Below are 11,805 nucleotides of genomic sequence, written 5' to 3'. Positions count from 1 at the left end.
CGCCGTTGTCCGTCCCCGCCCGGCCGTATCACGTACGCCGGTTCTCCTGCGCCGAGCTCCGGTGCACGCCCTCCCGACGGGAGGGAGAGCGGTCAGTCGTACCCGCGTTCGGAGGGGATGCCTACCCTCCTCAGCGCGAGTCGCTGCCCGCCGACTCGATGGCGGCGCGGCCTGCCTCCAGGCGCGCCACCGGGATCCGGAAGGGGGAGCAGGAGACGTAGTCCAGCCCCACCTCGTGGAAGAAGTGGACCGAGTCCGGGTCGCCGCCGTGCTCGCCGCAGACGCCGAGCTTGAGGTCGGGGCGAGTGGCCCGGCCGGCCTCGACGGCGTGCTTGACCAGCGAGCCGACGCCGTCGCGGTCGATGGTCTCGAACGGGGAGACCCCGAAGATGCCCTTCTCCAGGTAGGCGGTGAAGAACGAGGCCTCCACGTCGTCCCGGGAGAAGCCCCAGACCGTCTGGGTCAGGTCGTTGGTGCCGAAGGAGAAGAACTCGGCGGCCTCGGCGATCTGCCCGGCGGTCACCGCGGCGCGCGGCAGCTCGATCATGGTGCCGAGCTTGATGTCCAGCGCCACGCCGGTGGACTGGGCGACCTCGGCGAGCACCCGCTCGCACTCGTCGCGGACCAGCTCCAGCTCCTGGACGGTGCCGACCAGCGGGATCATCACCTCGGGGCGAGGGTCCGCGCCCGCCAGCTTGCGCTCGGCGGCGGCCTCGGCGATGGCCCGGACCTGCATGCCGAACAGGCCGGGGATGACCAGGCCGAGGCGGACGCCGCGCAGGCCGAGCATCGGGTTCTGCTCGTGCAGCTTGTGCACCGCCTGGAGCAGCCGCAGGTCGTTCTCGTTCGGGTCCTTGCGGGCCTCGGCGAGGGCGACGCGCACCGACAGCTCGGTGATGTCCGGCAGGAACTCGTGCAGCGGCGGGTCCAGCAGGCGAACGGTGACCGGCAGGCCGTCCATCGCCTGGAAGAGCTCCAGGAAGTCGCCCTTCTGGAGCGGCAGCAGGGTGGAGAGGGCGAGCTCGCGGTCCTTGTCGTTGTCCGCCAGGATCAGGTGCTCGACCTCCTTGCGGCGCTCCTCGCCGAGGAACATGTGCTCGGTGCGGCACAGGCCGATGCCCTGGGCGCCGTAGCGGCGGGCGCGCGAGCCGTCCTCGGCGTTGTCCGCGTTGGCGCGCACGGCCAGCCGGCGGCGGCCGTCGGCGTGCGACATCAGCCGGTGCACGGCCTGGACCAGTCCGCCCTGGACGTCGGCGCCGGCGTGCAGGGTGCCCTCGAAGTACTCGACCACCGGGGACGGCAGGACGGGCACCTCGCCCAGGTAGACCTTGCCGGTGGCGCCGTCGATCGAGACGATGTCGCCCTCGTGGATCACCTGGCCGTCGGCGGTGGTGAAGCGGCGGGCCTTGGTGTCGACCTCCAGTTCCTCGGCGCCGCAGACACAGGTCTTGCCCATGCCGCGGGCGACCACGGCCGCGTGCGAGGTCTTGCCGCCGCGCGAGGTCAGGATGCCCTCGGCGGCGATCATGCCGTCCAGGTCGTCCGGGTTGGTCTCGCGGCGGACCAGGATGACCTTCTCGCCGGAACGGGACCACTTGACGGCGGTGTACGAGTCGAACACGACCTTGCCGATGGCGGCGCCCGGCGAGGCGGCCAGGCCCCAGGCGATCTGCTCCGACTCGGCGTTCGGGGCGAAGCGGGGGAACATCAGCTGCGACAGCTGGCCGCCGGTGACCCGCATCAGGGCCTCGTCCAGGTCGATCAGGCCCTGGTCGACCAGCTGGACGGCGATCCGGAAGGCCGCCGCGGCGGTGCGCTTGCCGACGCGGGTCTGGAGCATCCAGAGCTTGCCGCGCTCGATGGTGAACTCGATGTCGCAGAGGTCGCGGTAGTGGTTCTCGAGCTTCTGCATGATCGCCATCAGCTCGTCGTACGACTTCTTGTCGAGCTTCTCCAGCTCGGCCAGCGACAGGGTGTTGCGGATGCCGGCGACGACGTCCTCGCCCTGGGCGTTGGACAGGTAGTCGCCGTAGACGCCCTGGGTGCCCGTGGAGGGGTCGCGGGTGAAGGCGACGCCGGTGCCGGAGTCCTCGCCGAGGTTGCCGAAGACCATGGTGCAGACGTTGACCGCGGTGCCCAGATCGTTCGGGATGCGCTCCTGGCGGCGGTACAGCCGGGCGCGGTCGCCGTTCCAGGAGTGGAAGACGGCGTGGATGGCGAGGTCCATCTGCTCGCGCGGGTCCTGCGGGAAGGCCCGGCCGGTCTCGCGCTCGACGATGCCCTTGAACACCTCGACCAGGCCCCGGAGGTCGGCGGCGTCCAGGTCCAGGTCGTTGGTGGTGCCCTTGGCGTGCTTGGCCTCGTCCAGGGCCTCCTCGAACAGCTCGCCGTCGACGCCCAGCACGGTCTTGCCGAACATCTGGACCAGGCGGCGGTAGGAGTCCCAGGCGAAGCGCTCGTTGCCGGACTGCGCGACGAGGCCGGTCACCGAGGCGTCGGAGAGGCCGATGTTGAGGACGGTGTCCATCATGCCGGGCATGGAGAACTTCGCACCGGAGCGCACCGAGACGAGGAGGGGGTTGTCGGCCTGGCCGAGCTTCTTGCCCATCTCCTGCTCGAGCGCGTCCAGGTGGGCGCTGATCTCCTCGTGCAGCGAGGCCGGCTCGGTGCCGGTCTCCAGGAAGACCTTGCACGCCTCCGTGGTGATGGTGAACCCCGGGGGGACGGGGAGGCCCAGGTTGGTCATCTCGGCCAGGTTCGCGCCCTTGCCGCCAAGAAGATCCTTGAGGTCCTTGTTTCCTTCGGTGAAGGAGTAAACAAACTTCTGCTGGGACGGCACGGGTCGGTCTCCTCGTACGCGGTTGCCCTGACGCCGGAGAACATACCCATTTCGAAGGCTCTTCTCTGCCCTGAATAGGCCACCCGAGACTGGTACCGATCGGTAACCCACTAGATCGAATGCGCATAAAGGCGTTCACCTCTGTTGGTGAAATCGTCCGCCTGACGCGAGCCATTGTTCAATTCTTGAAGACAAGGCGACTCGAAGACCGTACGATCCGGACGCACGGTAGCGACCGTGGGTCCGCCGCGACGCTCCGGCTTGATTTCCTGCAACCGGATCGCCCGATCACCGGCCGACCGGGTTCGGAAAGCGATCCACGGTCGACCTGTCCACTTCGTCCACTGACCGACCGTCAGCCTCCGGCGCGTGTGGCAAGCGTCACGAGGGCGTCTCATCGATCGAACGCGCACGGCCTCCGCCGATCGTCGCACAGCGTCCGGGGTCGTGCCCGTTGAGTGAGTTTCGAGCGCCAAAAAGGAGCCCTCTTGTCCAGGATGGACAAGAGGGCCCTGACCCAGTGGCCACCGGCCCCGAAGGGCCTTTTTCGCCACTGCGTACAGATCATCCGCCAGAGGTGTCCGATTCGGCGTCGGCACCCGGCCGGGCGCAGTCGTACGGATCGTCCAACCAGCCCTCCGGCAGGACCACCCGGTTGTTGCCGCTGGTCCGCCCGCGCGGGCCGTCCGCACCGGCCGGCCAGGCCTGGGACTGCTCCACCTCGGACAGGGTTTCGGCCAGTTCGGCCAACGAGGAGGAGCCGGCCAGCCTCACCCGCAGCTCGGAGCCGACCGAGAAGCCCTTGGTGTACCAGGCGACGTGCTTGCGGAAGTCGATCACACCGCGCGCCTCGTCCCCGATCCACTCGCCGAGCAGCTGCGCGTGGCGCACCATCGCCTCCGCCACGTAGCCGAAGTCGGGGCGGGCGTAGTCCACGTCGCCCTCGAAGATCGCGACCAGGTCCCTGAACAGCCACGGGCGGCCCAGGCAGCCGCGGCCCACCACCACGCCGTCGCAGCCGGTCTCGCGCATCATCCGCAACGCGTCGTCGGCCGACCAGATGTCCCCGTTGCCCAGCACCGGGACGTGCGCCGGGACGGACTCGCGCAGCCGGGCGATCGCCGACCAGTCGGCCGTCCCGCCGTAGTGCTGGGCCGCGGTGCGTCCGTGCAGGGCGATCGCGGCCACGCCCTCCTCGGCGCCGATCCGCCCGGCGTCCAGGTAGGTGAGGTGGTCGTCGTCGATGCCCTTGCGCATCTTCATGGTCACCGGCAGGTCGCCCGCGTTGGCCACGGCCTCGCGCAGGATCTCGCGCAGCAGGTTGCGCTTGTACGGCAGCGCCGAACCGCCCCCCTTGCGGGTGACCTTGGGGACGGGGCAGCCGAAGTTGAGGTCGATGTGGTCGGCCAGGCCCTCCTCGGAGATCATCCGGGCGGCCTTGCCGACGGTCACCGGGTCCACCCCGTACAGCTGGATCGAGCGCGGCTTCTCGCTCGGGTCGAACCTGATCAGCTGCATGGTCTTGGCGTTGCGCTCGACCAGCGCCCGGGTGGTGATCATCTCCGAGACGTACAGGCCCTTGCCACCGCTCTGCTCCCGGCACAGGGTGCGGAACGGCGCGTTGGTGATGCCGGCCATCGGCGCCAGCACGACGGGCGGCCACACCTGGATCGGGCCGATGTCGAGCGGCGCGAACTCGGTGTCGGACGCGGTGGGTGCGGGCGTGGCTGTCATGCGCGGCTGACCTCGGGTACAGGGGGGACGGGACTCTCCATTGTCCCCCACCCGGGTGAGCGGCCACCGCCGCCGGAGCGGGGCGCCCCCGCTAGGGCGCCGACGGCGGCCGCGGGGGTTCGGCCGGCTGCGAGGACCCGGCCGGCTCCGGCGGCGCGGTCGACGAGGACGGGACGATCGAGACCGAACCGGAGACGACCTCGGTGTGCACCCGGTTCGGGCTGGCGGGGTCCTGCAACAGCGGTTCGATGTGGCCGTTGCCGCTGCCGATCTCGCTGGAGAAGGCGTACCGGCTGTCCTTCGGCAGGGTCATCTCCACCGAGCCGGAGACGGACGCGGCGTCCACCTCGCGCGGAGGCCTGGTGAAGTCCAGGTTCACCGTGCCCGAGGTCATCCGTGCCGTCACCCGCTTGGCGCTCAGGTTGTCGCCCCGCACCAGCCCGGAGGTGGCGCGCACGGTCACGTCCCCGGAGGTGTCGGACAGCAGCAGCTGGCCGGAGGTCAGCTCCATCCGGATCTGCCCGCTCAGCCCCTCCACCTGGACGGATCCGGAGCCCACCGACCCGGTCACCTCGGTCTCGGGCGGCACCTCCAGCTCGATCTCCGCGCCGCAGCCGAAGTCCGCGAACGGCAGGATCAGCCGGCAGTGCATGGAGACGTCGAGCACGCCGTCGACGATGACGGCGGACACCACCGGCTTGCGCAGCATCCACTCCAGGCGCTGGTGCACCACCACGTGGCCCGGCCGGCCCGCCCGTACCTTGACCGAGGCCCTGCCGGTCGCCAGCTGGACCCGGTGGATCGCCTCGTCGTACGGCCGACTGCTGGTGGTGCGCTGCTGCACCGCCATCGACCAGGTCTGCAGTCCGGCGCCGATCATGACCAGGACCATCACGATCGTGCCGGTGACCCGCCAGGCCTTCACCTCCCGCACCGCTACCCGACCTCCAGGAACCGCAGCACCGCCATCACCCGGCGGTGACTGTCGTCGGCCGGCGGCAGGTCGAGCTTGGTGAAGATCGAGTTGATGTGCTTGGCCACCGCGCTGTCGCTGACCACCAGCGAACCCGCGATGGCGCCGTTGGAGCGGCCCTCCGCCATCAGGGCGAGCACGTCGCGCTCGCGCGGGGTCAGCTTCTCCAGCGGGTCCCGGTGGCGGCGCACCAGCAACTGGGCCACCACCTCCGGGTCCAGCGCGGTGCCGCCCTCGGCGACCCGCTGGAGCGCGTCCACGAAGTCGTCGACATTGGCCACCCGCTGCTTGAGCAGGTAACCGACGCCGCTGGTGTTGGTCGCCAGCAGATCGGCGGCGTAGCGCTCCTCCACGAACTGGGAGAGCAGCAGGACGGCGGTGTCCGGCCACTGCCGGCGGATCACCATCGCCGCCTTCACCCCCTCGTCGTGGAACCCCGGGGGCATCCGGACATCGGCGACCACCACCTTCGGACGGTGCTCCTCGACGGCGGCCAGCAGTTCGGTGGCGTCCCCGACGGCGGCCACGACCTCGAATCCCACCGCCTCCAGGACCTTGACCAGGCCGACCCTCAGCAGGACCGAGTCCTCGGCGATCACAGCGCGCACGGCAACTCCACGGTGATGGTGGTGGGGCCCCCGAGGGGGCTGAGAACGGACAGCGTGCCGTCGACCGAGGCGGCGCGCTTGCGCAGACCGGTGAGCCCGGTGCCGCGCGTCGGGTCGGCGCCGCCCACGCCGTCGTCGCTGATGACCAGGCGCAGCCGGCCGTCCGCCGTCCGCACCGAGAGGTCGACCCGGTTGGCCCTGGCGTGCTTGGCCACGTTGGTGAGCGCCTCGGAGACGGTGAAGTAGGCGACCGCCTCGACGGTCGGCGCGATCTGCTCGGAGAGGTCGACCTCCAGGCGCACCGGCAGCGGGGCCCGGGCCGCGACCCCGGACAGCGCCGCGTCCAGACCGCGGTCCTCCAGGACGGCCGGATGCAGGCCGCGGACCAGGTCGCGCAGCTCGTCGATGGCCGCCTGGGCCTCCTCGTGCGCCTCGACGATCACCTGCATCACCGCGGGCGGCACGTCCTTGAGGGTGCGCCGGGCCAGACCCAGGTTCATCGCCAGGGAGGTGAGCCGCTGCTGGGCTCCGTCGTGCAGGTCTCGCTCGATCCGGCGCCGCTCGGCGTCCACCGCGTCGACCAGTCCGGCCCGGCTCTCGGCGATCTCCTCGACCCGCCGCTCCAGTGCCTCCGCCCGGTCCGGGCCGAGCAGCCGGCGGGCCACCCACACCTCCAGCCGGGCCAGCTGGGTGCCCGGCACGGACAGCACCGCCAGCAGCAGCACCCCGCCGAGGGTGAACAGGATGTCCTGCCCGGCCAGGTCCGCGCGCAGCTCCGTCCCGGCGGGCAGCAGCCAGATCCAGGCGTACACGGTGACCAGCACCACGGCGGCGGCCCAGGCGTACAGCACCGCCAGCGCGCCGGCCGCCAACAGCGGACCGGCCACCAGGTGGTAGAGCACCTGACGCCAGGTCAGCCCCAGCAGCCAGGCCCGCAGCCCCACCGAAGGCCGCGGCGGCGGCACCTCCACCCCCCGCAGGGCGCGCAGCCGACCGCGCTGGACGGCGGTCAGCGGGCGCACGCAGACCAGGACGGCGGCGAGCACCGGGAACAGCAGCTTCGGGTCGGTGACGGCCAGCCAGACCGGCAGCGCCATGGGCATTCCGGCGGCTATGAAGCGGACGTCCCGCCAGACCTCGGGCGACCACGGTGGACGCCGGAGGCTCCTGACGAGCGCTCGGCGCAACGTGGTGGAGGACATGCCGGACAGCGTAGGGCCCGGTGATCACGAGCCGCCATGAAGGGGGGTTCCGGCCGGGGGTGTAGCTAGCTACACCCCCGATTCGGTGTGGGGCACCACCGACAGGAAAGGGGGCCGGGCGGAAAGCTTGAGGACATGACGAGCACCGCACCGCACTCCGCCACCCCGCCGCACCGGCGGCCCGGCCCCGGAGGTGTTTCCGGGGGGCACGGGGGTCTTCCCGGACACACCTCCGGGGGTGCGCTCCGCACCGAGGAGACGCCCGGGCACGAGGGGACGCTGCCGGCCGGGAGCGGGCCCTGGTCGGTCCGCAGCGCCGGGTCCGGCCGCGGCCGGGCCGCGCTGGAGCTTTACCAGCACGGCGAGTTGACCGACATCCTGGTCGCCGCCCGGCTCACCCCGCAGCTGCTGCGCGGGGCCCGGCACTACCGGTCCGCCGGGCGTCGGCACGTGCTCGCCTGGGGCCGGCTGGCGGCCGACGGCGCGGCGCCCTCGGTGGTCTTCACCGGACGGCGGGCGCTGCGCCGGGTGCGGTCGACGGCCGAGGTGGTCCCGGTGGCCGGGCGGTTCTGGTTCGCCTGGGCCGAGGGGCCGTTCGACGCGGTGCGGGTCGAACACCCGGCGGGCGGCACGGCCGAGCGGCTGCCGTTGGAGCGGGTGCGGGAGCGGGGGCCGAAGAAGTGAGCACCGCCACCGCCCTCGCCGCGCGTCCCGCCGCCCGTCCCGTCTCCGGGTACGTCCTGCCCGCGCGCTGCGCCAAGCTGCCGCTCATGGCGGCCGTCGCCCTGCTGCCCTGGCTCGGGGTGCTCGCCGTCTCCCACGAGACGCCGTGGGTCGTGCTCGACCTCGTCGAGTTCGCCGCCCTGCTCACCCTGGACGCGCTGCTGCGCCGGCGCGACGCCGGGGCACTGTGGGCGGGCGCGGCGGCGGCCCTGCTGCTCACCGGGGACGCGCTCGCCGACATCGCCTGCGCCGGCCCGGGCCACGCGGTGCTCGCGGCCCTGGTCATGGCCTGTTGCATAGAACTGCCGCTCGCCGCGGTGTGCCTGCTGCTCGGGCGGGAAGCGGCCCTCCGTCGCTACTGAGCCCTGGTGGGCAGCAGGTCCATCAGCGCGCGGGTCTCGTCGTCCAGCGGGGTGTACGTGATCATCCGTGTCCCCAGCTGCGGGCTGAGCCAGAAGTTGGTGTACTCACAGCGCAACAGCCCCACGCCCGGCACCTGGAAGCGCTTGACGCCGTTGCCCGGCCGCATCACGTCGTGCCGCTGCCAGAGCTCCGCGAAGTCCGGCGAGGCCCGGCGCAACCGGGCCACCAACGCCTTCCGCGCCGGATCCGCGCTGTGGTCCGCCATCGCCGCGCGGAACCGGGCCACCACGTTGAGGCGCTCGGTGCGGTAGTCGACCAGCACCTCCCGGAAGCGCGAGGGCGTGAACGCCATCCACATCAGGTTCCGGTCCCCGGGGGCCAGTTCGTCGAGGTCACCGACGAAGGCGGTGTACGGGGCGTTGTACGCCAGCACGTCGTAGCGGGAGTTGAGCACCATGGCCGGGAACGGCGCCAACCGGTCCAGCAGCAGCCGCACGCTCGGGGTCACCGAGGGGCACTCCTTCACCCGCACCGGGTCGTCCGCGCCGGCCAGGGTGAACAGGTGCGAGCGCTCGCTCGGGTCCAGCAGCAGCGCCCGGGCCACCGCGTCCAGCACCTGGACGGACACCTGGATGTCCCGCCCCTGCTCCAACCACGTGTACCAGGTCACCCCGACCGCGGCGAGCTGCGCGACCTCCTCCCGGCGCAGCCCCGGGGTCCGGCGGCGGCCGGTCATCGGCAGACCCACCTGCTCGGGCGCGAGGCGCTCGCGGCGGCTGCGCAGGAACGCGGCCAGCTCGTGCCGGCGGGCGTCGTCGAGGGTGGCCGGACGCGGTCCGGCGTTCGGTGCGACGTCGGCCGGACGGGCTTGCGCGGCGGTGGCCGGACGGGCTTGCGCGGCCGGGGTCATCAGGCTCATGCTCCCCAGCATGGTGCATGCCGCAGCCTGTTGCCAGGTACTTCTCATACCAGGATAAGAAGACTCTGGTACCAGGGTGGGAAGCGGCGGATCGTATGACCCGTGACTCAAGAACTCGCCGCCGCCCCGGCCCCGGCCCGAACCGTCCCCGCAGCCGCTCCCCCCACCCCCACCCTCGGCACCGCCGGGCTGGTCACCGTCCTGCTCGGCGCCTTCCTGCCGATGCTCGACTTCTTCATCGTCAACGTCGCCCTGCCCACCATCGACCACGACCTGGCCGCCGGGCCCGCCGTCCTCGAACTGGTCGCCGCCGGATACGGCATCGCCTTCGCCGTCCTGCTCGTCCTCGGCGGACGCCTCGGCGACATCTTCGGCCGCCGCCGGCTCTTCGTCGTCGGCGCCACCGCCTTCGCCCTCACCTCACTGGCCTGCGGCCTCGCCCCCGGCGCGTGGTCCCTGGTCGCCGCCCGGGCCGCCCAGGGCGCCTCGGCCGCGCTGCTGATCCCGCAGGTGCTCGGCACCATCACCGCCGCCACCGAGGGCGCCCGGCGCGGCCGCGCGCTCAGCGTCTACGGCGCGGTCGGCGGCATCTCGGTGGTGATCGGCCAGGTGCTCGGCGGAATGCTGGTCGCCGCCGACCTGTTCGGCACCGGCTGGCGCTCCGTCTTCCTGCTGAACGTGCCGTTCGCGCTGCTCGCCGTGGTGCTCGCGGTCCGCTACGTCCCGGAGAGCAAGGCCCCCCGGGCCGCCCGGGTCGACGTCCCCGGCACCGCGCTGCTCACCGGCACGCTGCTCTCCCTGCTCATCCCGCTGATGGAGGGCCGCGCCGCCGGCTGGCCGCTCTGGTCCTGGGTGCTGCTGGCGCTGTTCCCCGTCCTCGCCGCCGCCTTCGCCACGGTCGAGCGCCGGGCCGAGCGGCGCGGGGACACCCCGCTGGTGCCGCCGTCCCTGCTGCGCATCCCGGAGATGCGGCGCGGACTCGGCATCGCGCTCCCCTACTTCGCCGGCTTCGGCGGCTTCATGTTCGTCATCGCCGTCGCCCTCCAGCAGGGCCTGGACCTCGGCCCGGTCGCGGCCGGCTGGGCGCTCGTCCCGATGGCCGTCGGCTACTTCTCCGCCTCGCTGGCCGGCCCGAGGCTGATCGGCCGCTGGGGCAGCCGGGTGCTCAGCGCCGGTGCCGTCGTCCAGGCGGCCGGCCTGGCCACCCTCGCCGTGACCGTGCTGACGGACTGGGCGCACTTCTCCCCGCTGCGGATGGCCCCGGGCGTCGCCCTCGCGGGCATCGGCCAGGGCCTGATCGGCACCCCGCTGTTCCGGGTCGTCCTCGCCAAGGTGCCCACCGCCCGGGCCGGCGTCGGCAGCGGCGTCCTCGCCACCGGCCAGCAGTCCAGCCTCGCCCTCGGCGTCGCCACCCTCGGCAGCCTCTACCTCTCACTCTCCCCCAGCCTCGGCATGGACCGCGCGCTCGCCCTCTGCCTGGGCATCCAGCTCCTCGGCTCCTTCACCATCCTCTACCTGACCACCCGTCTCCCCCGCTCCGTCGGCTGACCGCAGGCCTTCGGGCGGCGCCCAAGTCACGGTCCTCGCTGCGGCCCCGTCCTCGTCCGGACCTCCGGTCGGCGGTGGGGCCGCGGCCGTCGGCGTCACCCCCGGGACAACGACCGGAAAACGGCGAGCCGCGCGGACCGGCCGCCTGTTTCAATGGTCCGCCCGCACCGACGGGCAGCGCACCGCCCGGTGACCGGGCGGGCGCCCGTACCCAGGGGGGAACCATGAACCCGAGACCTTCCGGTCCCGGCCGCCGCGGGAGACACCGTCGCTGGACGGCGCTCACCGCGTTGATCGGCCTCGTCCTGCTGTCGGGCCCTGCCGCCGGGACGGCGGTGGCGGCCCCGAACCCGGCCCGGACCGCGGCTCCGACGGCTGCGCCCACGGCCGCGAGCCCGGCCCCGGCCAAGGCCGCGCCGGACGCGAAACCCGCGCCGGCGGCGAGCGCCACACTCCCGGGAGACCCGAACCTGATCGGCGCGTTCGTCCCGGCCGGTCCGACCCGACTGCTCGACACCCGGGACGGCACCGGCACCGGCGGCGTCGTACGACCGCTGGCGCAGAGCCGGCTGGTCCTCGACGTCTCCCAGGTCGCCGGCAACCCGTCCGTCAAGCCGACCGCCGTGGTCCTGAACGTGACGGTGACCAACCCGACCCGCTCCAGCCACCTGACGGTGTACCCGGCCGGCGGCAACCAGCCGATCACCTCCAACCTGAACTTCCTGCCCGGTCAGACCGTGCCCAACCTGGTCACCGTCCCCACCGGCACGGACGGCAGGATCGTCTTCTCCAACAACGACGGCACCACCGACGTCATCGCCGACCTCGCCGGCTACTACACGCTCGACAAGGCGGCGTCCACCTTCGTCGCCAACGGTCCGACGCGACTGCTGGAC

At 72.5% G+C, this 11,805-nt stretch carries 9 protein-coding genes and 1 pseudogene; 4 read left to right on the top strand and 6 right to left on the bottom strand.

Features of this window, described 5'->3' with window-relative positions:
• Positions 1-130: 130 nt before the first annotated feature.
• The 5 genes from ppdK to ACFRMQ_RS29265 form a co-directional block, all read right to left on the bottom strand.
• Positions 131-2,839 (bottom strand): pyruvate, phosphate dikinase, encoded by a 2,709-nt coding sequence (ppdK, locus tag ACFRMQ_RS29285; protein WP_380733676.1) that lies wholly within the window; start codon positions 2,837-2,839, stop codon positions 131-133.
• A 564-nt stretch (positions 2,840-3,403) separates the two neighbouring features.
• Complete coding sequence (gene dusB, locus ACFRMQ_RS29280; RefSeq protein WP_380733675.1) at positions 3,404-4,573, bottom strand: tRNA dihydrouridine synthase DusB; 1,170 nt, start codon at positions 4,571-4,573, stop codon at positions 3,404-3,406.
• Between the two features lie 91 nt (positions 4,574-4,664).
• Positions 4,665-5,507 (bottom strand): DUF4097 family beta strand repeat-containing protein, encoded by an 843-nt coding sequence (locus tag ACFRMQ_RS29275; protein ID WP_380733674.1) that lies wholly within the window; start codon positions 5,505-5,507, stop codon positions 4,665-4,667.
• 2 nt (positions 5,508-5,509) lie between these two features.
• Positions 5,510-6,154 carry a response regulator gene (locus ACFRMQ_RS29270; RefSeq protein ID WP_380733673.1) on the bottom strand — a complete coding sequence of 215 codons (645 nt, stop codon included), beginning with the start codon at positions 6,152-6,154 and terminating at the stop codon, positions 5,510-5,512.
• Positions 6,142-7,356 carry a histidine kinase gene (locus ACFRMQ_RS29265; protein ID WP_380733672.1) on the bottom strand — a complete coding sequence of 405 codons (1,215 nt, stop codon included), beginning with the start codon at positions 7,354-7,356 and terminating at the stop codon, positions 6,142-6,144. Before ACFRMQ_RS29265 ends, ACFRMQ_RS29270 begins: the two co-directional genes overlap by 13 nt.
• A 135-nt stretch (positions 7,357-7,491) precedes the next feature.
• On the opposite strand from ACFRMQ_RS29265, the gene ACFRMQ_RS29260 reads away from it, so the two are divergent.
• The gene (locus ACFRMQ_RS29260; RefSeq protein ID WP_380733671.1) at positions 7,492-8,040 is read left to right on the top strand and encodes a hypothetical protein; all 549 of its coding nucleotides are present in this window, start codon (positions 7,492-7,494) and stop codon (positions 8,038-8,040) included.
• The gene (locus tag ACFRMQ_RS29255) at positions 8,037-8,441 is read left to right on the top strand and encodes a hypothetical protein (protein ID WP_380733670.1); all 405 of its coding nucleotides are present in this window, start codon (positions 8,037-8,039) and stop codon (positions 8,439-8,441) included. The genes ACFRMQ_RS29260 and ACFRMQ_RS29255 overlap by 4 nt, the downstream gene beginning before the upstream one ends.
• Here ACFRMQ_RS29255 and ACFRMQ_RS29250 read toward each other — a convergent pair.
• Positions 8,435-9,361, bottom strand: a complete 927-nt coding sequence (locus ACFRMQ_RS29250) for a helix-turn-helix transcriptional regulator (RefSeq protein WP_380733669.1) — start codon at positions 9,359-9,361, stop codon at positions 8,435-8,437. The two genes, ACFRMQ_RS29255 and ACFRMQ_RS29250, sit on opposite strands and share 7 nt — an antisense overlap.
• Positions 9,362-9,463: 102 nt before the next feature.
• Here ACFRMQ_RS29250 and ACFRMQ_RS29245 point away from each other — a divergent pair, with 102 nt between their 5' ends.
• The gene (locus tag ACFRMQ_RS29245) at positions 9,464-10,909 is read left to right on the top strand and encodes an MFS transporter (protein ID WP_380733668.1); all 1,446 of its coding nucleotides are present in this window, start codon (positions 9,464-9,466) and stop codon (positions 10,907-10,909) included.
• Between the two features lie 224 nt (positions 10,910-11,133).
• Positions 11,134-11,805 (top strand): annotated as a pseudogene (locus tag ACFRMQ_RS29240) (hypothetical protein); the annotation flags it as partial.

The sequence above is a fragment of the Kitasatospora sp. NPDC056783 genome (assembly GCF_042789895.1).
Classification (GTDB): Bacteria; Actinomycetota; Actinomycetes; order Streptomycetales; family Streptomycetaceae; genus Kitasatospora.
This window is presented reverse-complemented; position numbering and strand designations above follow the sequence as displayed.